Below are 22,157 nucleotides of genomic sequence, written 5' to 3'. Positions count from 1 at the left end.
CCGTCAATGCGGCGGTTCGGGGAAAAGAAGTGTGCTTGTCGGAGTGCATAAATGCGCCCCTGTGGCAGCATTACACGCGGGGTCGGGGGAGATCTCGTCTCTAAATTTCCTAATTACCGGAAGGCAATACTGCGATGAAAAAGATGTCAGCCACCAATGATCAGGTTCGTACCGGCATGCTGCGAGCGGTCGCGCCCGAAACCGGGACGGAGTACTCGGTGGTCGTGGCGAGCCCGCGGTCCGAACCCGAACTCTGGCACGAGTACCTGTCCGGCGCGGACGTGTCCTACCACCGCCACGGGTGCGCGGCCGCGCTCGAGTACGACGAGGTCGCCGGTGGCGACGGCACGGCGATGTTCTTCGCGGTGCTCGACGCCGAGGGCAAGGTCGTCGGCGGCCTGCGGGTCCAGCCCCGTTTCGATGCGGCCGCGCAGTCCCATGCGCTGGTCGAATGGGCCGGCCAGCCTGGCCAGGTGCAGCTCGTCAACGCCATCGAAGAGCGTCTGCACGGCGGCATCGTCGAGGTCAAGACGGCCTGGGTCGACGAGCGTTCGCCGATCGCCGGCTCGGTTGCGGGGCAGCTGTCGCGGCTGGGACTGGTCATCATGGAGCTGTCCGGGGTCGACGCCATGATGGCGACCGCGGCCGACCACGTACTGCGCCGCTGGCAGTCCGGCGGCGGACGCGTCGACGAGTCGGTGCCGGCGACGCCGTTTCCGGACGACCGCTACCGCACCCGACTCATGTGGTGGGATCGTGCCCGGCTGAGCGGCCTCACCAGTCCGGAGACCTGGCGTCGCATGCGGCGGGAGGCCGACGCGCTCCAGGCGGTGACGACTCAACGCCCGCTGGTGCGGCTGTCGATGTCGACGAAGTCGGCCGGCCGGCGGTAGAACACCTCGTACAGGCTCGCCGACGGCGGTGACACCGTCCGTTCCGCGTCGGCGGCATGCGCGCTCGGTGCCCCGTCGTTCCAGATCACCTCGTCGATGGACTTGATCACGGTGGTGTCGCGGCCGTTCTCCTTCGCCTGATACACGCAGTCGTCGGCCTGTCCGAGCAGATTGCCGATCACGTCGTCGGTGGAGAAGGCGGTCTCGAAGTGACCGGAGACCAGGTGGTCGCCCGCGACGCGCAACGGCGCGCAGACACCGCCGACGCTGATGGTCACCGGTGCGGCGGCGGCCACCGCGGCCCGTAGGCGTTCGGCGCTGAGCCACAGCTCGTCCGCATCGTGGACGACGTGGAACATGAGGAACTCCTCGCCGCCGTAGCGACACACCTCCGAACCGACGGGGGCGTGTTCCCGGATCGCGGCCGATGCTGCCAGCAACACACCGTCACCGGCGAGATGGCCGTACTGGTCGTTGATCCGCTTGAAGTGGTCGACATCGAGCAGCAGGATGCCGATCCAGCCCGTGGACGAGCGTGCGGCCGAGAGCAGTTGCGACGCACGGATCAGGAATCCTCGGCGATTGAGCAGGCCCGTCAGCGGATCGATCCCGACGAGGCGGGTCTGCTGGTCCAGGACGGCTTCCATCGACTTCCGCAAGGCGACCACGAGGAAGACCGGCACCACGATCAGGCCGAGCATCGCGCCGAAGCTGATGAGATACGCGGGTAAGGACTCGGTGGTCACCGCGAGGACGACCGCGGCGCAGACGATCGCCAGCGCCAGGTGAGAGAGGATGAGCCGAGTCGTGGCGGAGATCGCGCCGATCGCCGGGATGACCGCGACGATGGCGAGGACCAACGTCGACGACCGCGGCGAGGCGAGGATCATGGACGTGCCGCAGATCCCGACGATGCCCAGGCCACCGAGGAACGCGAACTCGAGGTCGGTCAGCCGAGCACGGATCGCCGTGACCGCGAAGACGACCGCGATGAACGACCAGATGGTCAGCAGGATCGGCATCCCGCCCGGGTAGAGGGTCTCGGGCGCGAGCACGCTGATCACCGGTAGGGGGATGACACCACCGGTGCTGATCAGCGTCGCCATCGACCGGGCGTCGTAGCGACGGAGCACCCTCCTGATCAACCCCATCTCCCACGACCGCTTTCCGTCGGCGGCTGTGGTGTCAACCGCTTGTTCGCCGAACTTCGCTTAAATGCAACTGAGAATCCCTTGGCGAAAATCGCACCGCGGTGTCCTATGCATAGGCAATGAAAGTACCTTACCAGCAGTTTTGAAGCTTCTCCCGGAATCGTTAGCAGAGTTGTCGAAATGAGTCGCGAATCGGCACTGCGGTCGGACTCGGCTTTCTTGAACTTCTCATTACAAAGCAATGTGTCAACCCTTGACGGACCCGACGGGCCACTTTTGTCACCGGATTCGGCGACCGGCGCCGGCGAGGAATGTGAGAACGGTCATATCGGTCGCACGGGCCGCACGCCGGTACCGGGTCGTCTTCTTCCCGGGAGCGGGCCGGCTGAGTAGTATCTCCGCGGTAGAGAACTGTGGCGCCCCGGCGCCGCCCGGGGGGATCGGACTCAGCGAATGACGTCGTGTTGACGCTCGGTAGCTCGGTGATCGCGGTGTCGGTCGACCCGTACCACCGAGCCGTGGTCGCCTACGGTTATGAGGCCTCGGCCGCGGCGTCCGAGCGATTCATCGAGCAGGTGCTGATGCCCATCAGTCCGCAGGCCCGATTCCATCGACGGTCGGACTTCTACTGGCTCATCTACCTTCCGTGGACCGGCGCCGGTGCCGACGAACTCGGACGCAACGCGCTGATCGAGGCCGCGCGCACCAAACTCGGCGCCCACACCGTGAGCGACGGCGATCGAAGTTGGTTCCTCGACGTGTGCATGGGTGTCGCCGTCGGTGACGAGCAACTCGCGGCGAGTTCCGAGGACGATCTGGTCCGCCATGCCGACGCCGCGCTGTGTATCGCGCTCAGCAGCCGACGGGCTGTCGCATTCGCGACACCCACCATGCAGCGCCACATCCGGGCCGAGGTCGATCTGGCCGGCTGGTTGACCAGGTCGGTCGAGCGCGACTTCTCGGTCTTCTACCAGCCGATCGTCGCGGTGCCCGACCGGCGCGTCGTCGGCTACGAGTCACTGCTCCGCTGGCACACCGAGTCCGGCGTTCTGGCTCCGGACGCGTTTCTCTCAGTGGCCGAGGGGATCTCGCTGCTCGCTCCCATCGGGCGGCATGCCATCGGGGAAGCCATCCGGGACCTGTCGGGGACGATCTCCGACAAGGTCGGCCCGGGTACGTTCGTCTCGTTGAACCTGTCCGGGCAGCAGCTGTGGGACGACGGGCTCGTCTCCTACGTGCACGGTCTGATCGACGGGCACGGTGTGGAGCCGTCGAGGGTGTGGGTCGAGGTGCGGGAGGACCAGGCGATCCGGGTCGACACATCAGCGTCCCGCGCGATCGACGCGCTCCACGATCTCGGCTGCACCATCTGCATCGACGACCTCGGTGCCGGCTTCTCGGCACTCCGCTACGTCCGTGATCTCCCGGTCGACGTCCTCAAGGTCGACCGGACCCTGATCGCGCAACTCGCCGACAGCTCCCCGGACCGTGCGGTGGTCCGTGCGATCGGCGAGATGGCCGCCGCCACCGGGGTGAAGATGGTGGCCGAGGGCATCGAATCGGAAGAGGTGCTCCCGATCCTGGAGGAGTTCGGGTTCGACTACGCCCAGGGCTACCTGTTCGGACGGCCCGCGCCGCTGGTGGACCTGTTCGGATCGGATCGATAGACGGCCCGAACATGTTGTGGCCGAGCGAATCTGCTCGCTGAGCAGCCCGAATATGCTGTGGCCGAGCGAATCAGTTCGCTGAGCAGCCCGAACATGTTGTGGCCGAGCGAATCTGATCGCAGATCGGCCCGAACATGCTGTGGCCGAGCAAACCTGATCCTGCTCCCTGAGGTGCGAGCGAAGCGAGCCTCGAAGGGCGTGGTGACTTTTCTCGCCAGGCCCTTCGAGGCTCGTCGCTATCGCTCCTCGCACCTCAGGGAGCGAAAGGCTGTCGCTATCGCTCCTCGCACCTCAGGGAGCGAAAGGCTGTCGCTATCGCTCCTCGCACCTCAGGGAGCGAAAGGCTGTCGCTATCGCTCCTCGTACCTCAGGGAGCGGAATGAATCGTCGTCGATGGCACCTCCCGGTCAGCTCGCGGTTGCCGTGCGAAAAGTGTTGTCGGCAAACAAGATCGACTTATGTGACCGTTCCGGTCTCGATCGCCTGTGGTCGGCCGGAACTCTCGACCTCGATCCGTCGCGGCTTGGCCTTCTCGGCGACCGGGATCGTCACGGTGAGCACGCCGTTGTCGTAGCGCGCCGAGATGGCCGAGCTGTCGATGGCGTCGCCGAGGGTCAGTTGGCGGCGATACGTCCCGGAGAAGCGCTCGCTGGTCAACCACTGCACGCCCTCGTCGGATGGCGTACTGCGCTGGGCGGACAACGTGAGGACGCCGTTGTCGACGCTCACGTCGATGGAGCCGGGATCGGCGCCGGGTAGATCGGCGACGAGCAGATAGTGGTCCTCGACCTTGTACAGGTCCAGGGGCATGAATCGCGGAGTGCGGGCGGTTCCGGCCGCTGAACCGGTCATCATGCCTCGTGTCCAGGCATCCATGTCGGAAAAGGGATCGAAACGAAGCACAGCAGTTCACCTCCTGTTCTCAAGGCTGCTCGCCACCCGTCAGACGAGCAGTTCATCGCTGTACTGCCAACGAAGATAGCACCGGATCCGTGGCTCGTCTAGCACTCTGGAGGGGAGAGTGCCAGAAATTTTCCGGACCCGGAAACGACGGCACCCGACCGCGAGTCCTGCTGTGCCGGAGAAGATCCGGACGGCTGCGGAGAACACGATCGGGTGGCGTCTGGGTGGATCGGGGTCAGCGGTGCGTGGGATGCGGCCCGCTCGCTACGCTCCCGGCGCCGGGTGGGATGCGGCCCGCTCGCTACGCTCCCGGCGCCGAGTCGGTGAGCTCGGTCGCGTCGATGCTGAACCCGGCGTTGCGCAGGCGGTCGATGAGGGCGTCGCCCATCGCCACGGCCGTCGTCAGGACCCCGGAGCGCTTGGGTAGGCGGTCGCGATCGAGGGCCAGTGCCAGCGCGCTCTCGGCGAGCATCACCGCGGTGGCCTTGTATCCGGGGTCGCCCTGGGCGCGCATCCGGGCCCGGTAGCGCCGGCCGGTGGTGGTCCGGGTGAACGTTCCGACCACGAAATAGCCGTTCTCGCGGGCCTTTTCGCTCGGCCCGTCGCCGGGCTTCGGGAGCACGCGGTCGAGGACTCGACGCGTGGGACCGAAACTCATCGCTCCCATGAACGCGCCGGTGCCGACCGCGACCGCACCGGCGAGCAGTGTCGAGACCGCGGGGACGCTGCCGACGCTCATCGTCTCCGCGTAATGGAAGTTCTTGCCATAGGCGTTGTCCAGCAGAGCATTCGAGCGTCGGACGATTCGCGTGTTGTGCGCCGCCATGAAGAAGGGGGCGAGTGTGCCGCGCAGCGACGGGTCGACCTTCTTGGCGTTGATGATGGACAGGTCGCTGGGTTCGTCGGACAGGCTGACCCGGGGCACGTCGCCCGGCCCGCTGGACAGCGCCTGTGGGTTCAGCATGAGTCGTCGGGACTGCGCGTTGCGGGCCTCCTCGGCGATCACTCGCATGGAATCGATTGTCCCGCCGGAGATTCCGCCGCGGAACGACTCGACGACGAGGGTGGTGTCGGTCATCTCGCCCGCGGCGTCGTCGGCGATCTTCTTGAACAGTGCGTAGGTGGTGATGTCGGACGGTACGGAATCGAAGCCGCAGGAGTGGACGATGCGAGCCCCCGAGGCGGCGGCGACATCGTGGACCTTGTCGATGGAGTAGCGCACGAAGGGCACCTCGCCGGTCAGGTCGACGTAGTCGGTGCCTGCGGTCGCCGCCGCCACCACGAGGGCCTCGCCGTACTTCAGGTAGGGACCCACCGTGGTGCAGACGACCTGCGTGCGCGCGACCATGGCGTCGAGTGCCGCGGGCGACTCCGCGTCGGCGATGATCAGGGGCCAGTCGTGCGCGCGTAAGGGCAGACGCTCGCGCGCGGCGGTCAACTTCGACTCGTTGCGTCCCGCCAGCGCGATCTTGGTGCCGATGGGTGCGTGGTCGGCCAGATACCGGGCCGTGAGTTCGCCGACGAAGCCGCTGGCGCCGTAGACCACGACGTCGAATTCGCGACCGTGCCCGCCGTGCCCGCTGGGCCGGCCGTTCGGAGTCGGTTCTGGAGTGGATGTGGTGTCGGTGTTCGATTCCCCGCTCATCTTCCCGACTTTACGTGGGACGCGGGTCACACGTAACCGCCGAGTCGGATGGAACGGTCATGGTGAGCGCCGCGCCGCGAGACGGGCGGCGAAGGGCGCGACGAACAGCATGAGCAGCACGCGCAGGATCTGGGCGGCGACCACGAAGGCGACGTTGCCGCCGGCGCCGGTCGCGGCCGCGAGCACCGCATAGATGCCGCCCGGTGTGGTCGCGAGATAACAGTCGAACATCGACTCGCCGGTCCAGGCGGACAGCGCGACCCCGAGCAGGGCGCAGCCGGCGCCGATGACGAGGATCAGCACCAGCGCGAGGGGCAGGACGCGGCCGATCGCCCGCAGCCGCGGCATCGTGAAACCGAGTCCCGCCTGCCAGCCGATCACGGCGTAGGCGACGGCGAGCAGGGCGGGGGAGACCTCGGCCGAGCCGGCGATCCCGGTCAGCTCGGCCACGGTGGCCAGCGCCAGCGGACCGAGCAGTCCGGCGGCGGGCATGCGCAGCAACCGGCCGAGCGGAATCCCGACGCCGAGGCACACCGCGAGGAGCAGCAGGCCCCAGGCTTGCCCCTGCAGGGTCTCCGCCGACCACGCGTCGGCACCCGGTGCGACGGCATCCCCGTCGGCGCCGAACACGAGCGAGGCGACCAGCGGGATGGTGACGGTGACCAGGGCGACGCGTAGGTATTGGATGACCGCGACCATCCGTTCGTCGCCACCGAACTCGCGGGCCAGCGCGACCAGCCCGGACGCCCCGCCTGCGACGAGTGCGAGGGAGCCGGTCAGCGGGTCGACGTCGCGGTGCAGGCCGAGCAGGGCGCCGCAGGCGATCGAGATGACCAGGGTGCCCACGCCGATGACGAGAACCGGGAACCACGACGAGCCGAGGCCGCTGACGGTCTCGGGCTCGGCCATCGTGCCGATGAAGACACCGAGGACGCCCTGCGACGCCACGAACGCCCATCGCGGGACGATCGGTTCGTCGGCATCGGCCGGTGTTCGGGCGGTTCCGGATTCGGTGCCCGTTCGGCCTGGGGCGCGGCCGGCGATGGCGAGGGCCCCCGCGACCACGAGGCCCGCGAACAGGGCGGCGGCGTCGACGTCGACGACCTCGAGGACCAGCGTCGCGACCGCGGTGAGGAGTACCAGCACAATCCAGCGACGCACTGGCTCCACAGTAAGGCCCGCCGCCGGGAGCGGAGCGAGCGGGGCGAATGGTGCCCGCCACCGGGAGCGGAGCGAGTGGGGCGTCAGGCCGGGCGCGCGGTCCCGAGGCTCAGTGCGCCGAAGGGTTTCGGGACGCCGGGCTGATAGAACGCGTCGACGGGCCCGGGCGCGAAGCCGGCGGCGGTCAGCTCGGCGCGGACGTCGCGGGTGAGGTGGCAGCCGCCCGCGACCCGCTTCTGGATCGGCTCGAGGCGCCGCTGCCATCGACGGACCCGCGCGTCCGGGGCGGATCCGTGCTCGAGGAACGCCAGCTGTCCGTCCGGGCGCAACACGCGACGAAGTTCGCCGAGGGCCGCCCGCACATCGGGGATGGTGCACAGGGTGAAGGTGGTGAGCGCGGCGTCGAAGGAATCGTCGTCGAACTCCAGCCGCTGGCCGTCGAGTCCGGCGCGTTCGATGGGCACCGCGGATGTGGCGACGCGATCGGTGGCCATCGACCATCCGACCGCGGAGGGTTCGACCGCGGCGACCTCGGTGAGAGTGGGCGGGTAGACGCCGACGTTGAGTCCCGAGCCGAATCCGATCTCGATCATCCGACCGGACAGGGGTGCGCAGGCCCGTGCTCGCAGCGGGGTCAATGCGTCCATCCCGCAGGTGCGTTCGATGAGGTGCGGCAGGACCCGGTCGTCGTAAAAGCCCACGTGACGAGGGTAACGCCGCTCCCCGCCGTGATGTCGGGACTCGGGAGTACCCGGTAGTGGTCCCCGGCCCCACCACTAGGCTTGTGGGATGAACCGACCGGCCCAGAACGCCCCGGGGCCCAATCCGTCCACGCTGCAGGCCCGGGTCATCGTCGACGAGATGATCCGCGGCGGTGTCCGTGAGGCCGTCCTGTGTCCGGGGTCGCGCAACGCGCCGCTCGCCTTCGCCCTCCACGCCGCCGACGCCACCGGCCGGTTGCGGTTGCACGTGCGGATCGATGAGCGTTCGGCGGGTTACCTCGCGCTCGGTCTCGCGGTGTCGTCGGGACAGCCCGTGCCCATCGTGATGACCAGTGGCACCGCGGTGGCGAACATGGGGCCTGCGGTCTTCGAGGCGAACTATGCGCGGGTGCCGCTCGTCGTCGTCAGCGCCAACCGTCCGTACGAGCTCCTCGGTTCCGGTGCCAATCAGACCGTCGAGCAGTTCGGCATCTTCGGGACCCAGGTGCGTGCGGCGATCAGCCTCGGCCTCGCCGAACAGGACCTCGACACCAACAGCCAGTGGCGGTCGGCGGTCGGCCGCGTGCTGGCCGCGGCCCGGGGTGCGCGTACCGGCAACGCCGGCCCGGTGCAGTTCGACATCCCGCTGCGCGAACCGCTCGTGCCCGACCCGGACGAGCTCGCGGGCCCCGACCCGACGGCCGATCTCGGAGCGTTCTCGGGCCGGCCGGGCGGGCTGCCCTGGACCCAGGCACCGGTCGGCAAGCTCGACGTCCCGCTGCCCATCGACCTGTCCCTGGACACCGTGGTCGTGTCGGGACACGGGTCGGGTGTCCATCCGGGCCTCGCCGGCGTACCCACGGTCGCCGAACCGACAGCACCGCGGCCGGCGACGCCGCTTCATCCGCTGGGCCTGAACTCGGTCCGACCCCAGCAGGCGATCATCTGTGGCCGGCCGACGTTGCATCGGGGGGTGTCCCGACTGCTCGCCGACCCCGAGGTCCGTGTCTACGCACTCACCACGGGGCCGCGGTGGCCCGATGTGTCGGGCAACGTCTACGCGACCGGCACCCGCATCGAGGTCGTCGGCGAGCCGCGGGAAGACTGGCTCAAGGAATGCGCGGCGGTACAGGAGCGGGTGGCGTTCGCCGTGACCGCCGAACTGGACGAACCGGGCCCGGCCACCGGACTCCACGTCGCCCGCGCGGTCGGCGACGCCATGGCCGCGGGTGACCAGCTCGTCGTCGGGGCCAGCAACCCCATCCGCGACATCGCGCTGGCCGGCCGGATCACCGACGGTGTGCGGGTGCTCTCCAACCGCGGGGTCGCGGGCATCGACGGGACCAACTCGACGGCGATCGGGGCCGCGATGGCCCTCGACCGGGATCGGGCCGGCGCGCGGACCATCGCGTTGATGGGCGACCTGACGTTCGTGCACGACGCGACCGGCCTGGTCGTCGGCCCGGGGGAGCCGCGCCCGTCGTCGCTGCGGATCGTCGTGGCCAACGACGACGGCGGCGGCATCTTCGGCCTGCTGGAACAGGGTGACCCGCGGTACAACACCGGCCTGTACGCCGGGGCGTACGAACGGGTCTTCGGCACACCTCATCGCACCGACATCGCATCGATGTGCGCGGGTTTCCACATCCCGCATCGGCGGGCGACCGTCGCCGAACTGGGCGGGGTGCTCGCGGAGGAGCCTGCTCCCGGCGGGATCGAGGTCGTCGAGGTCGCCACCGACCGCGAGCGGCTACGGGCAGTGCACGCGGCGATCGCCGCACGTCTCCGGTAGCGCGGCACCGGCCGGGCCGCGAACTCCTCGGGGCGCACCACTAGGCTGAACGGCATGAATCCGGTGATCCAGCGACGCGTGCAGCTCGGTTTGCTCGTCGTCGGCGTCACGATCACCTTCATGGCGCTGACCCTCATCGCCGGGTGCTTCAAGAACGATTCGACGATCGAGGCCAGCAAGGCGACCGTGATGGCCGAGGTCGTCTCGGTGGACAGCCTGCACGCCGCGGTGAACTTCCAGACACCGGACGGCTCGTTCCACAGTCCCCGCTTCGGGCTGCTGTACCCGACGGAACTGAGCGAGGGGCAGCGGATCAGCGTCGACTACGCGGTCTACAACCCCGATCTGGCCCGGCCGACCGGCCGCACCGCGGTGCTGTCGATCATCCCGGCACTGTCGGTGATGGTCGGGGCTTGGCTGGTCGTCGGCCTGCTGATGGTCGCGGTCGCGGAGTTCAGCCGCCGCCGGCGACGACGCGACGATGCCGGTGAGAACACGGACGGCCGGGACGCGGACGAGCAAAACGCGGCCGAGCGGGACGAGACGGTCAGCCCGGGATCACCCTGAGCGTGTCGCCGTCGACGACGATCGCCTCGTCGTCACGCAAGAAATGCAGCCGATGGGTCGCGCCGAAGCGTTCCCGCGTCGCCTCGACCGGGCCGCGCCCGCCGACCGTGCCCTCCGCGTGCGGGATCACCGTGGCGTCGATGAGTCCGAGACCGTCGGTCGAGGTCAGGGGCGCGGCCTCCGCGGGATCGTCGAGCAGTGCCAGAGGTGCGATGTCGGGACCGACCACCGCGGCGCCGGCACTGACCCCGATGTAGGGGAGGCCGGCTCGCACCGCATCGACGAGCACACGGTCGGCGCCCGCCAGTCGCAGCGCGCCGAGCAGGTGGAAGGTGTTGCCGCCGGCGACGACGACGGCGTCGACGTCACCGAGTCCCCCGGCGAAGGCGGCGGCCCCGATCAGTTCCGGGTCGAGGTCGGTGACCTCGAAGCCCTGGTGTCGCAGCGTGTCCCGCTCCAGGTCGAGCCAGGCGTGGTCGGGATAGATCGACGCCGCGGTGGGGACGTAGGCGATGCGACGGCCCGGTCCGGTGAGCGGCGCGAGGAAAGCCGGGACGGGGGTGAGCCAGCGACTCAGCAGCAGGAGATGGATGTCGGCCACCCCTCCACTCTCCCCGGTGCGCGGGCCACGGACCGTTCATCCCGAATTGGGCGGTCCGACATGTTCCGGGGTGGAGCCCGGTCAAGTCCCCGGGGGACGATCTCGATCATGCGCGTCGCGATCGTCGCCGAGAGCTTCCTGCCCCAGATGAACGGGGTGGTCAACTCCGTCCTCCGGGTTGTCGACCACCTCGAGTCCACCGGGCACACCGCCGTCGTCATCGCACCCGACACCCCGCGCGGGGTGCCGGGTGGGCCGCGGCTGATCGGCCGCCGGACCCCGGTGCATCTGCTGCCCGCCGTGCAGGTGCCGCGGGTGACCTCGCTGCCGGTGGGCGTGCCGTCGCCGCTGCTGTACCGCACCCTGCGCGACTTCGAGCCGGATGTGGTGCACCTCGCGTCGCCCTTCGTGGTGGGTGCCGCGGGCGCCGTCGCCGCCCGAGCGCTCGGGGTGCCGGTGGTGGCCGTGTTCCAGACCGACGTCGCCGGGTTCGCCGCCGCGTACCGGCTGGGTGCGGTCGAGAAGCTCGCCTGGCGCTACACCCGTCGCCTGCACGAGATGTGCGATCTCACCCTAGCGCCGTCGACGGCGACTCTCGAGGTCCTCGCCGCGCACGGTGTACCCCGGCTCGCACGATGGGGCCGCGGGGTCGACGTCGGGCTCTTCTCCCCGGACAAGCGCGACCTGTCGTTGCGGGCGGACTGGCTGGGTACCGCCGACGACAAACTGGTGGTCGGATTCGTCGGCAGGCTCGCGCCGGAGAAGCACGTCGAGCGGCTCGCCGGACTGTCGGGCAACCCGCGGGTGCAGCTGGTGATCGTGGGCAACGGACCCGAACGGGACCGGCTCGAGCGGTTGATGCCGGATGCGGTGTTCACCGGCGAGCTGCGCGGTGAGGCCCTCGCCCGTGCGTACGCGAGCTTCGACGTGTTCGTGCACGCCGGCGAACACGAGACGTTCTGTCAGGCCATCCAGGAGGCGATGGCCAGCGGACTGCCGGTGATCGGCCCCGACGCGGGCGGCCCCCGCGACCTGGTGTCGGCGTTCCGCACCGGATATCTGCTGGAGGTCGAGGCCTTCGCCGCGAAGCTGCCCGCGATCGTCGAGTCCCTGCACGACGAGTCGGTGCGGTCGGCGTTCGGCCGCGCGGCGGTGCAGGCCGTTCGGGCGAGGACCTGGCCATCGGTCTGCGCGGAACTGGTGAACCACTACGCCGCGGTGACCGGCGGCGGGGTCGTGACCGAGGTGGGGCGACCGGCCTGAGGTGCGGGACCGGCGTCTGGCGCGACCCACCTCACGGCAGTCGGACGCGCATCGCCCGGTAGCGTGATCGGCATGGCATCGACGGGCGCGACACCACCGGAACAAGCGGATCTGGGCGGGACGAGTGTGGGCCGGGCGAGCCTGGAGAAGGACCCGGCCGAGGTCGCCGCGATGTTCGACGGCGTCGCCCGCCGCTACGACCTCACCAACACGGTCCTGTCGTTCGGCCGGGATCGCGGTTGGCGCAAGAAGACCCGTCGGGCCCTCGATCTACACCCGGGCGACATCGTCCTGGACCTCGCGGCGGGCACCGCGGTGTCGACGGTCGAGCTGGCCTCGTCGGGTGCGCACTGTATCGCCGCGGACTTCTCGCTCGGCATGCTCAAGGCCGGAGCCCACCGGGACGTGCCGAAGGTCGCCGCCGACGCCCTGTCGCTCCCGTTCGCCGACGATTCGTTCGACGCCGCGACCATCTCGTTCGGACTCCGCAACGTCAATGATGTGCCCACCGCGCTGGCCGAACTCCGGCGCGTGCTGAAACCCGTTGGGCGGCTGGTGATCTGCGAGTTCTCGACGCCGACGCTGAAACCGTTCCGCACGGTGTACATGGAGTACCTGATGAAGGCGCTGCCCGCGGTCGCCACCAAGGTGTCGAGCAGCCCGGCGGCGTATGTCTATCTCGCCGAGTCGATTCGGGCCTGGCCGGACCAGTTCGCGCTCGGCGACCTGATCCGCGAGGCCGGGTTCTCCGGGGTGCGGTGGGAGAACATGACCGGTGGCATCGCCGCAATCCACTCGGCGCGGGCCTAGGAGTTCGCGGCCCGCGGTGTCCCGGCGTCGTGCGACACCGGGCATCCCGGTGCGAACGTGCCCAGGTCGTCGAGGCGGAAACCGTCGGGGTAGCTGCGGACCTGCTTCGTCTGGCGCCCGAAGAGCGGTTCGGTCCGCGGTGAGGCGAACAGGCGGATGGCGAGCCCGCGTGCCTTGAGTCCGCCCCGCACCAGCACCCGTTCGACCGCCGTCGGCTTCGGGTATCCGAACGCCCCCAGGAGCCGATCGTCCATGAGCGCGAACGACATCCGGCGCACCACCGCACGTGGAAGCAGCTTGTACGGCATGAACGTGCCCAATAGATCCAAGGTGGCGTCGGCGACCGCGAGGGAGTCGGGACTGAACGCGAAATGGGCGGTCTCGTACTCGTCGTAGAACTTCTTGAAGTCGTCGTAGGTCTCGGGGATGTCCTTGATGCCCATCAACTGGCCGAGCCGACGGTAGTAGTTGGTGAGGCCGAGGATCTCGTGGTTGGTCAGTGAACGCCATTCGTAGGAGTTCACCCACTCGACCGGGCAGACGACGAAAGTGGCGAGCACGTAGACGAAGTCGTCGTTCGGGATGTCGTACATGCCGTGCATCTGGTTGATGCGCCGGATGCCCGCGCGGCCGGCCGGGCTGTCGACCCCGTGCTCGATCGGGGCGTCGAGCAGCAGCACGGTGTCGTCGTAGCGCTTCTGGGTCGACTCGGTGAACTGGCTGGTCTTGTAGAGGAGGTCGCCGATCGAGGGCACCGCGTAGGTGCGGAAGAGGGCGAAACTCAACGCCTGCGTGATGCCCCAGGGGAACTCCTGGGTGCCGAGTGCGCGGGCGATGGCGGTCGGATCGCCGACGGCATCCATGCGGTCGATCTCGCCGCGCAGGTGATAGCGCTGGGCCAGTCGGTTCTGGAGGGCGTGCTTGGTCCGGGTGGCGAGAGTGGATGCGGCGGACATCTTCCATCTCCTGGGTCGACTGGTGGCCTGATTCTGTCACAGGTGTGGCAGCGACCACACGGTTGGAACATTATAGCCTGAACGTTCCAATGTGCACATCGGCGGATCCGCGGCGCTCAGGAGAACGGCGGACGCGGGTCGATCTGCCGGGAGATGCGTCCGGCGGTGCGCCACGCGCGGGCCACCAGGTCGGCGTCCTCGGCGGTGATCAGGTTGCCCATGACCCGCACCACCATCGACATCAGTTGGGGGGATCGAATGCCGGGCCGTCCGAGCGTGGGCACGGTCTTGGGCATGGTGAGCAGGCCGGCGAGGCGTCGGGCGGCGGAGAACGCGAGTCCGTAGTGCCCCACCAGGACATCACGCCACCGTTCGGTGTAGTCGTCGGTGCCCAGGAGTTCGACGGCGAGTCGTGCGGTCTCCAGGGCGTAGTCGATGCCCTCGCCGTTGAGTGGATTGACGCATGCGGCGGCGTCGCCGATCAGCATCCAGTTGCGGCCGGCGACGCCGGAGACGGCACCGCCCATCGGCAGCAGGGCCGAGGTGATGCGGACGGGCGGCCCGTCGAGGGCCCACTCGTCGGTCACCATCGCGGCGTAATGTTCGAGGATCGGTCGAAGTGCCATGTGCGCCGGGCGTTTCGACGTCGCGAGGGCGCCGACGCCGACGTTGACCTGCCCGCCGCCGGCCGTGCCGAGGGGGAACACCCAGCCGTACCCGGGCAGCAGTCCGCCGTCGGGTCCGCGGAGTTCGAGGTGGGAGCCCATCCAATGTGAATCGGCCCGCGCGGACGGCGCGTACGCGCGGGCGGCCACACCGTAGGCGGTGTCCCGATGCCATTGCCGTCCCAGTGATTTCCCGATCCCGGACCGGACGCCGTCGGCGACGACGAGGTCGGTCACCCGCATGGTGTGGGTGCCCGAGGGGGTCGCGAAGGTGACCGAACCCACCCGGTCACCGTCCATCTCGACGCCAACGGCCTTGACGCCCTGCACCATTCGCGCGCCCGTCGACACCGCGTGTTCGCGGATGGCGTCGTCGAACTCCGTTCGCGCCACCGCGCTCCCGTAGGCCGGGAACCGGCCCGAGGGCCACCGGACCTGTTGGCGTGCACCCCATCCGTTGAGCAGCAGCCCGTCGATGCGCGGACGATCGGCGAGAAGTGTGCCGAGCCCGAGTGCGTCGAGTTCGGCGACGGCGCGTGGGGTGAGTCCGTCGCCACACGTCTTGTCGCGCGGGAACACCGCGGCGTCGGCGAGGACCACGTCCCGGCCGGCGGCGACGGCATGGGCGGCCGCCGCCGATCCGCCCGGTCCGGCGCCGACGACGAGGACGTCGGCGGAATCGGGGAAAGTGGGGGTCGTGTCCGTGCTCACCCGACCAGTATGTCCGGACCCCCGACGGGATAGGCTCGCAGCAGGTGGGGTCTACGCGGCAAGCGCGTGTCCGCCGTCGAGTACTTGCCGGATCAGACGAGATGGGGCCGCGTTTCCGTGAAGTCCACATTCGCCGGGGTTGACCTGGTGTCGGATGAGTTCGCCGACACGGTGCGCTCCTCGCTGCAGCGGGTCGAGGATCTGCTGCTCGCCGAACTCTCGTCGGGTGACGAGGTCATGACCGAGGCGGCGACCCACCTCGCGAAAGCCGGGGGAAAGCGTTTCCGGCCCATGTTCGCGATCCTGGCCGCCCAATTCGGTCCGCGCCCGGAGTCCGACGACGTCATCACCTCGGCGACGGTGGTGGAGATGATCCACCTCGCCACGCTCTACCACGACGACGTGATGGACGAGGCCGCCATGCGGCGCGGTGCGGCGAGTGCCAACGCCCGCTGGACCAACAGCGTGGCCATCCTCTCCGGCGACTTCCTGTTCGCCCGCGCCTCGCGCCTCGTCTCGACGCTGGGTCCCGAAGCGGTGCGCATCATCGCCGAGACCTTTGCCGAACTCGTCACCGGGCAGATGCGCGAGACGGTCGGGGTCAAACCCGGCGCCGATCCCATCGATCACTACCTGCAGGTCGTCTGGGAGAAAACCGGCTCGCTGATCGCCGCCGCCGCCCGTTTCGGCGCGATGGCCTCGGGAGCCACGTCCGACGACATCGAACGGCTCTCGCGCATCGGCGACATCGTCGGCGTCGCCTTCCAGGTGTCCGACGACATCATCGACATCAGCTCGGTGTCGGTGGAGTCGGGCAAGACCCCCGGCACCGATCTGCGCGAAGGCGTGCACACGCTTCCGGTTCTCTACGCCGTCGCCGGAGACGACGCGACGTCGGCCCGGTTGCGCGAACTACTCGTCGCCGCCGATGGCACCGCCCGGCCGCTCACCGAGGACGCCGAGGTCGCCGAGGCGATCGAACTGCTCGGCTCGTCGGCGGGTATGACCGCGGCCCGGGCCAAGCTCCAGGAGTTCGCCGACGACGCGCACGCGATGCTCGCGGAGCTGCCGGAGTCGCCGGCCCACCGCGCGCTGGCGTCGCTGGTGGACTACACGATCGAACGGGTCGGCTGAGAGGGTTTCGACTTCGCTCAACCGGCAGGGAAGTCGCTCAACCGGCGGAGCGACCGTCGCGGGCCATCTCCTGCAGCCTGCGGATGCGTTCCGCGGTCGGCGGGTGGGTGGCGAACATCTTGGCCATCCGGTCGGTGGCACGGAACGGGCTCTCGATCATCATGTGCGACTGCGCGGCGATGTCGGGCTGCGGCGGCAACGGGGCGGCCTGCACGCCCCCCGAGATCTTCGCGAGCGCCGACGCCAGGGCGAGAGGGTCCCCGGTGAGTTCGGCGCCGGACTGATCGGCCTGGAACTCGCGTGATCGGGAGACGGCCAGCTTCACCAGGGTGGCCGCGATCGGTCCCAGGAGTGCGATCAGCAGCATGGCCAGCGGGTTGGGTGCGTTGTCTCGACCGCCGAACGCGCCCATGAACATCGCGAAATTGGCGAGGCCGCTGATGACCGCCGCCATCGCGCCGGCGATGGAGCTGATGAGGATGTCGCGGTTGTACACGTGCGACAGCTCGTGACCCAGCACGGCGCGCAACTCGCGCTCGTCGAGCAGGTGCAGGATGCCGGTGGTGCAGCACACCGCGGCGTTCTTGGGGTTGCGACCCGTCGCGAACGCATTCGGTGACTCGGTGGGGGAGATGTAGAGCGCGGGCATCGGCTGATGTGCCGTCGTCGCCAGCTCACGCACGATGCGGTACATGACCGGCGCCTGCAGTTCGGTGACCGGCTGCGCGTGCATCGCCTTCAGCGACATCTTAGCGCTGTTGAAGTAGACGTAGGCATTCATGCCGACGGCGACGACCACCGAGCCCCAGAGGATCAGAGGGCTCTGGAACAGCGCGCCGATGCCGACGATGATCGCCGACATCAGGCCCAGCAGAGCCGCCGTCTTCAAGCCGTTGAAATGCATCGGGTCCTCGTCTGTCCGGCGCCGCGGGTCTCGGGCTCCTCGGGCCGGTGCGAGACAACCCGCTGCCGGCCGAGGAGTGCTGGCGCCCTCATCCAGTCAAACGACGCAGCACCCGTCTGGGTTTCCGCGGACGGATTCCGTTTCGGGCGCAGGCGCGGATCAGCGGTAGTTGACGAACTGCAGGGCGATGCCGAAGTCCTCGCCCTTGAGCAGCGCGATGACCGCCTGCAGGTCGTCGCGCTTCTTGCTCGACACACGAAGTTCGTCGCCCTGGATCTGCGCCTTGACGCCCTTGGGGCCCTCGTCGCGGATCTTCTTGGAGATCTTCTTGGCGTGGTCGGAGTCGATGCCCTGCACGAGCGAGCCCGTGATCTTGAAGGTCTTGCCCGAGCCGACGACCTCGCCGGCGTCGAACGCCTTGAGGGAGATGTCGCGGCGGATCAGTTTCTCCTTGAACACCTCGAGGCCCGCCTGCGCGCGCTCCTCGGCGTCGGAGGTGATCACGATGTTCTCCTCGCCGGACCACTCGATGCCGGTGTTGGTGCCGCGGAAGTCATACCGCTGGGACAACTCCTTGGCAGCCTGGTTGAGGGCGTTGTCGACCTCCTGGCGGTCGATCTTGCTCACCACGTCGAACGATGAATCAGCCATGTCCGACAGGGTATGTCATGGCCATGGGAGTCCGGTTGACCAGCCGGTTTGCGCGTGGACGTGGTGTTCGTTGTATTCTTCACGGCGTTGTTCGAACGGCTGTCGCGACGGCCTGGGAGAGCGGCACGGCAGGTTGCCCGAGCGGCCAAAGGGAGCGGATTGTAAATCCGTCGCGCAAGCTACATAGGTTCGAATCCTATACCTGCCACAGCGTGGTCCATCTTCGCGAAACTGCACTTCAGACGGTCTCCGACCAGCGATTTGTCTAGCGCAGACGCGAGTGTGTAACCTCGTTAAGGCTCTCGGGCTCAACCGCCCGGGGCACGCCCCCTTAGCTCAGTCGGCAGAGCGTTTCCATGGTAAGGAAAAGGTCGACGGTTCGATTCCGTCAGGGGGCTCGCTGGACGAGAAGTCCGCGGGGCGGTGTAGCTCAGCTGGTTAGAGCGCACGACTCATAATCGTGAGGTCGAGGGATCGAGTCCCTCCACCGCTACACATCGGGTCCGACCGGAACCGAGCGCAAGGGTCGCAAGCCCTGAGGGAACTTCCGAACCCGACCACGTACCACCCGAAAGAAGGCAATCAAGTGGCCTCCTCAACAGATGTTCGCCCCAAGATCACCTTGGCCTGCGAGGTGTGCAAGCACCGTAACTACATCACGAAGAAGAACCGCCGCAACGATCCCGATCGCCTCGAGATCAAGAAGTTCTGCCCGAACTGCGGCAAGCATCAGGCGCACAAGGAATCGCGCTGACGCTGTCGTCGGCCTTTCCGAATTACATCCAGCAGCGGGCTGCCTCTCCACGAGGCGGCCCGTCTTGCTGTGGTGGGCCCGAAGGGAGTAGTGCTCAATGTCACAGGTAAGCGGAGCCGAGATCCGGGATCGTGCGGACGAGGCGTCGAACGGTGGTGCGAAGCCGACTCCCGAGGAGATCGCCGCCCACACCCAGAGCCTCGTCGGGTTCCACTACACCGTCGACGACTACTACGAGATCGGCCGCGAGGAGATCCGTAAGCACGCCATGGCCGTGCAGGATGCGCATCCCACGCACTGGAGCGAGGAAGGCGCCCGGGCCTTTGGCCACGATCGCCTGATCGCCGCACCCACTTACGTGTCCGTGCTCGGCATCATCGCCCAGCGCAAGCTGTTCGAGGACGTGATCACCGGCTACGACATGTGGCAGATCATGCAGACCGATCAGCGCCTGGTCTACCACCAGCCGATGAAGGTCGGGGATCGTCTGATCTGCGACGTCTCTCTCGAATCGTTCCGGCACGTCAGCAGCCCCGAGATGATCGACCTGATGGTCACCAAGAACGTCATCTGGAACCAGTACGACGAGCCGGTCATGACCACCTGGACGTCGTTGGCCGCGCGCCCCGGCATGGATGTCGATCCAGAACTCGAGGCCTCCCTCGACCACGTGATGATCAAGGTCGACGCCATCGGCGAATCCGGCCACACCGTCGAGCCGAAGGCCGGTCGTTATGACCTCGACGACCCGACGCAGTCGCCCGGTGCCTTCGGTGCCGTCGACTTCGACACCCTCACCGTGGGGCAGGAACTGACGCCCAAGCGCTATCTGCTGACGCGCGGCAACCTCGCGAACTATGCGGGCGTCGCCGGCGATCCCAACCCGATCCACTTCTCCGACCACGTCGTGAGCGCGGCCGGGATGGACGACGTGGTCGCCCACGGCATGCAGACGATGGGTCTCGGCGCGAGCTTCGTCTCCGAGTTCATCGGTGACCCGGCTGCCTTCTGCGAATACAACGTCCGCTTCACCAGCCCGGTGTACGTCCCCGCGGACGACAGCGCGGCCGTCGACTTCACCGGCAAGGTGAAGTCCCTCGATCCCGCGACCCGCCGCGGAACCATCGCGATCACCGCCAAGCAAGGCGATCGCCGCATCTTCGGGCGCGCTCAGGCGGTCATTCAATTCAATTGATCGGGCGTGATCGTCGCTGTTAGGGTCGCTACCCATGTACTCCGGCATCGCCTCGTTGAAGCTCTGGACTCGTCGCTGACGGCGACGAGTGCCTTGTGAGTCCCTCCCTGTAGTTCTCGTACGCCGTCCCGGTATCCGACGCCGGGCGGCACTGTCGTGTTGTCCGGCTCCCGACTCGATGAGAGCCCTGTTTCTCATCGGATGCAGACGAGCTGAGAACACATCCATGACTTCTGAACGCAGTTCCCACATGTCCGACCGGCAGCTGCCGACCGGTTCGGCCGCCCATGTCCGAGCCGAGGGCGTCAGCATCGTGCGCGGCGACCGCCGAGTCCTCCACGAGGTCGACGTGACCGTGTCCGTGGGGTCTCGGCTGGCCGTGGTCGGCGACAACGGTCGCGGCAAGACCACGCTGCTCCATGTCCTCGCCGGGACGATCAGTCCGGACGAGGGCACCGTCACCCGCGCCGGCAGCGTCGGGTTGGTCGAACAGGACCTGGCGACCGGCGACCGTCGAACCGTCGGAGACCTGATCTCCGATGCCGTCGGCGAGTCCCGCACGGCTCTGGCCAGATTCGAGGCGGCGACCGACGCGCTGGCCCGCGAGGAACCGGAGGCCGACGAGGCCTACGCTGCTTCGCTCGACCTGGTGACACGCCTCGACGCTTGGGATGCCGAGCGCCGTATCGACATCGCGCTCGCCGGGATGGCGGCCTGTACAGACCGCGAGCGACTCCTGTCGACCCTGTCGGTGGGCCAGCGGTACCGCGTGCGGCTCGCGGTGGTGTTGGGTGCGGCCACCGACCTGCTGCTGCTGGACGAGCCGACCAACCACCTCGACGCGGACTCGTTGACCTTCCTGACCCGCCGCCTGCGCGAACATCCAGGCGGTGTCGCGGTCATCAGTCATGACCGGGCGTTCCTGCGGGACGTCGCGACCGAGTTCCTCGATCTGGACCCCACGCGGGACGGGCGCCCGCGGTTCCATCGTGATGGTTACGACGGGTGGGTCGCGGGTCGAGCCCGGGAACGGGAGCGCTGGGTGCGCGACCATGCCGCGCAGCAGGCTGCCCACCAGGAACTCGTCCGGGCGGCCGGTGTCGCCCGCGGTCGTCTGCAGACCCACTGGACGCCTGGCAAGGGGACCGGCAAGCACCAGCGAGCGTCCCGGGCGGGCGGGGCCGTACAGCTGTTCAACCGCCGCGTCGAAGAACTGGAGCGGCATCGGATCACCGTCCCGGTTCCCCCCACGCCGTTTCGCTGGCCGGCGTCGGGAACGCGTGCCGGGCTTCGGCTCCTGGACGGATGGGATCTCACCGTCGACGGACGTCTCGACACGCCGGTGTCGGTCTCGCTCGTCGGAGGTTCACGCCTGCTTCTCGCCGGGGCGAATGGAACCGGCAAATCGACCCTTCTCGCGGTGCTGGCCGGACTGGTCCCGCCCGGTGGCGGCCGACTCGACGTACCACGAAGTACCCGGGTGGAGATCATGACGCAAGAGATCCCGCAGTGGGCGCCGGGGAGGACAGCCCTCGACATCATCGACGAGCAGCGACGTCGCCTCGACATGCGGGGCGACGATGCTCCGGCGTTGCGGAGCCTCGGGCTGCTCGACGCCGACGCCGTCCGCACGCCGGTGTCGAGGCTGTCACAGGGTCAGCAGCGACGACTTCACCTGGCGTCGTGTCTGATCGCCAGGCCGGACGTCCTGCTCCTCGACGAGCCGACGAATCATCTCTCGGCAGGCCTCGTCGACGAGCTGACCAACGGCCTCGACCAGGCAGACTGCGCGGTCGTGGTGGCCACGCATGACCGGCAGATGCGGCGGGATCTCGACAGCTGGCCGGTCATCGAACTCGTCGGTGGGCCTGTGACCTGAACGACGGTCTGACGGCGCGGGTGTACGGTCGTCGGGGGAGCGGAGGCGAGCTCGTTTTGGGTCCGCCGCCCCGGTGATCTACACTGAAGTGTCTGATTGATTCAGACTTGCGCGCTACCCATAGGGTGGCGCGTTGGTTTTGTCGGCGACGAAA

20 protein-coding genes and 3 tRNA genes are annotated in these 22,157 nt (G+C 68.4%); 13 read left to right on the top strand and 10 right to left on the bottom strand.

What is annotated here, in order from left to right; all coding sequences use genetic code 11:
• Positions 1–134 precede the first annotated feature (134 nt).
• Positions 135–893, top strand: coding sequence for a hypothetical protein (locus tag MHN80_RS04930; RefSeq protein WP_033206365.1), 759 nt, complete (start codon positions 135–137; stop codon positions 891–893).
• Here the strand turns inward: MHN80_RS04930 and MHN80_RS04925 are convergent.
• Positions 839–2,044: a diguanylate cyclase gene (locus MHN80_RS04925; RefSeq protein WP_239399934.1), complete on the bottom strand. Its 1,206-nt coding sequence runs from the start codon at positions 2,042–2,044 to the stop codon at positions 839–841. The two genes, MHN80_RS04930 and MHN80_RS04925, sit on opposite strands and share 55 nt — an antisense overlap.
• A gap of 461 nt (positions 2,045–2,505) precedes the next feature.
• On the opposite strand from MHN80_RS04925, the gene MHN80_RS04920 reads away from it, so the two are divergent.
• Entirely contained in the window at positions 2,506–3,711 is a 1,206-nt protein-coding gene (locus MHN80_RS04920) for an EAL domain-containing protein (RefSeq protein ID WP_064569584.1), read from the top strand.
• 456 nt (positions 3,712–4,167) lie between these two features.
• Here MHN80_RS04920 and MHN80_RS04915 read toward each other — a convergent pair whose 3' ends face one another.
• From MHN80_RS04915 to MHN80_RS04900, 4 genes are all read right to left on the bottom strand, one after another.
• Positions 4,168–4,614 (bottom strand): Hsp20/alpha crystallin family protein, encoded by a 447-nt coding sequence (locus MHN80_RS04915; protein WP_014925585.1) that lies wholly within the window; start codon positions 4,612–4,614, stop codon positions 4,168–4,170.
• A 301-nt stretch (positions 4,615–4,915) separates the two neighbouring features.
• Complete coding sequence (locus tag MHN80_RS04910; protein ID WP_239399932.1) at positions 4,916–6,259, bottom strand: trans-acting enoyl reductase family protein; 1,344 nt, start codon at positions 6,257–6,259, stop codon at positions 4,916–4,918.
• Positions 6,260–6,316: 57 nt separating this feature from the next.
• Complete coding sequence (locus MHN80_RS04905) at positions 6,317–7,420, bottom strand: AbrB family transcriptional regulator (RefSeq protein ID WP_239399930.1); 1,104 nt, start codon at positions 7,418–7,420, stop codon at positions 6,317–6,319.
• 83 nt (positions 7,421–7,503) lie between these two features.
• Positions 7,504–8,121, bottom strand: a complete 618-nt coding sequence (locus MHN80_RS04900; protein WP_239399928.1) for a class I SAM-dependent methyltransferase — start codon at positions 8,119–8,121, stop codon at positions 7,504–7,506.
• Between the two features lie 88 nt (positions 8,122–8,209).
• On the opposite strand from MHN80_RS04900, the gene menD reads away from it, so the two are divergent.
• Both menD and MHN80_RS04890 read left to right on the top strand, forming a co-directional pair.
• Entirely contained in the window at positions 8,210–9,913 is a 1,704-nt protein-coding gene (menD, locus tag MHN80_RS04895; RefSeq protein ID WP_004021750.1) for a 2-succinyl-5-enolpyruvyl-6-hydroxy-3-cyclohexene-1-carboxylic-acid synthase, read from the top strand.
• Positions 9,914–9,967: 54 nt separating this feature from the next.
• Positions 9,968–10,480, top strand: coding sequence for a hypothetical protein (locus MHN80_RS04890; RefSeq protein ID WP_004021749.1), 513 nt, complete (start codon positions 9,968–9,970; stop codon positions 10,478–10,480).
• Here MHN80_RS04890 and MHN80_RS04885 read toward each other — a convergent pair.
• Positions 10,461–11,081: a Type 1 glutamine amidotransferase-like domain-containing protein gene (locus tag MHN80_RS04885; protein WP_239399926.1), complete on the bottom strand. Its 621-nt coding sequence runs from the start codon at positions 11,079–11,081 to the stop codon at positions 10,461–10,463. The two genes, MHN80_RS04890 and MHN80_RS04885, sit on opposite strands and share 20 nt — an antisense overlap.
• 108 nt (positions 11,082–11,189) lie before the next feature.
• Between MHN80_RS04885 and MHN80_RS04880 the strand changes: the two genes are divergently transcribed.
• Both MHN80_RS04880 and MHN80_RS04875 read left to right on the top strand, forming a co-directional pair.
• On the top strand, positions 11,190–12,344 hold the full coding sequence (locus MHN80_RS04880; protein ID WP_004021747.1) for a glycosyltransferase family 1 protein: 1,155 nt from the start codon (positions 11,190–11,192) through the stop codon (positions 12,342–12,344).
• A 72-nt stretch (positions 12,345–12,416) separates the two neighbouring features.
• A complete protein-coding gene (locus MHN80_RS04875; protein ID WP_239399924.1) occupies positions 12,417–13,154 on the top strand; it encodes a demethylmenaquinone methyltransferase in 738 nt (245 codons plus the stop codon).
• Here MHN80_RS04875 and MHN80_RS04870 read toward each other — a convergent pair.
• Both MHN80_RS04870 and MHN80_RS04865 read right to left on the bottom strand, forming a co-directional pair.
• Entirely contained in the window at positions 13,151–14,110 is a 960-nt protein-coding gene (locus MHN80_RS04870) for an oxygenase MpaB family protein (RefSeq protein ID WP_239399922.1), read from the bottom strand. The two genes, MHN80_RS04875 and MHN80_RS04870, sit on opposite strands and share 4 nt — an antisense overlap.
• A 116-nt stretch (positions 14,111–14,226) precedes the next feature.
• Entirely contained in the window at positions 14,227–15,486 is a 1,260-nt protein-coding gene (locus MHN80_RS04865; RefSeq protein WP_239399920.1) for a geranylgeranyl reductase family protein, read from the bottom strand.
• 117 nt (positions 15,487–15,603) lie between these two features.
• Here MHN80_RS04865 and MHN80_RS04860 point away from each other — a divergent pair, with 117 nt between their 5' ends.
• Positions 15,604–16,620, top strand: coding sequence for a polyprenyl synthetase family protein (locus MHN80_RS04860; protein ID WP_239399918.1), 1,017 nt, complete (start codon positions 15,604–15,606; stop codon positions 16,618–16,620).
• A gap of 37 nt (positions 16,621–16,657) precedes the next feature.
• Here MHN80_RS04860 and htpX read toward each other — a convergent pair whose 3' ends face one another.
• Both htpX and MHN80_RS04850 read right to left on the bottom strand, forming a co-directional pair.
• On the bottom strand, positions 16,658–17,524 hold the full coding sequence (htpX, locus tag MHN80_RS04855) for a zinc metalloprotease HtpX (RefSeq protein ID WP_239399916.1): 867 nt from the start codon (positions 17,522–17,524) through the stop codon (positions 16,658–16,660).
• Between the two features lie 159 nt (positions 17,525–17,683).
• Positions 17,684–18,175, bottom strand: a complete 492-nt coding sequence (locus MHN80_RS04850) for a YajQ family cyclic di-GMP-binding protein (protein WP_004021740.1) — start codon at positions 18,173–18,175, stop codon at positions 17,684–17,686.
• Positions 18,176–18,302: 127 nt separating this feature from the next.
• Between MHN80_RS04850 and MHN80_RS04845 the strand changes: the two genes are divergently transcribed.
• The 6 genes from MHN80_RS04845 (at position 18,303) to MHN80_RS04820 (ending at position 22,003) form a co-directional block, all read left to right on the top strand.
• A tRNA-Tyr gene (locus MHN80_RS04845) sits at positions 18,303–18,383 on the top strand.
• Positions 18,384–18,500: 117 nt separating this feature from the next.
• Positions 18,501–18,573 (top strand) — tRNA-Thr (locus tag MHN80_RS04840).
• A gap of 21 nt (positions 18,574–18,594) precedes the next feature.
• Positions 18,595–18,668: transfer RNA gene (locus MHN80_RS04835), tRNA-Met, on the top strand.
• A gap of 93 nt (positions 18,669–18,761) precedes the next feature.
• The gene (gene rpmG, locus MHN80_RS04830) at positions 18,762–18,929 is read left to right on the top strand and encodes a 50S ribosomal protein L33 (RefSeq protein ID WP_003929651.1); all 168 of its coding nucleotides are present in this window, start codon (positions 18,762–18,764) and stop codon (positions 18,927–18,929) included.
• A 97-nt stretch (positions 18,930–19,026) separates the two neighbouring features.
• Positions 19,027–20,124 (top strand): fused (3R)-hydroxyacyl-ACP dehydratase subunits HadA/HadB, encoded by a 1,098-nt coding sequence (locus tag MHN80_RS04825; RefSeq protein WP_239399914.1) that lies wholly within the window; start codon positions 19,027–19,029, stop codon positions 20,122–20,124.
• A gap of 226 nt (positions 20,125–20,350) precedes the next feature.
• Entirely contained in the window at positions 20,351–22,003 is a 1,653-nt protein-coding gene (locus MHN80_RS04820) for an ABC-F family ATP-binding cassette domain-containing protein (protein ID WP_239399912.1), read from the top strand.
• Positions 22,004–22,157: the final 154 nt, after the last annotated feature.

Source organism: Gordonia sp. McavH-238-E, from assembly GCF_022348225.1.
Lineage (GTDB): Bacteria > Actinomycetota > Actinomycetes > Mycobacteriales > Mycobacteriaceae > Gordonia > Gordonia terrae.
Note: the sequence above shows the minus strand (reverse complement) of the source record. Positions and strands in the feature narration are given on the sequence as shown.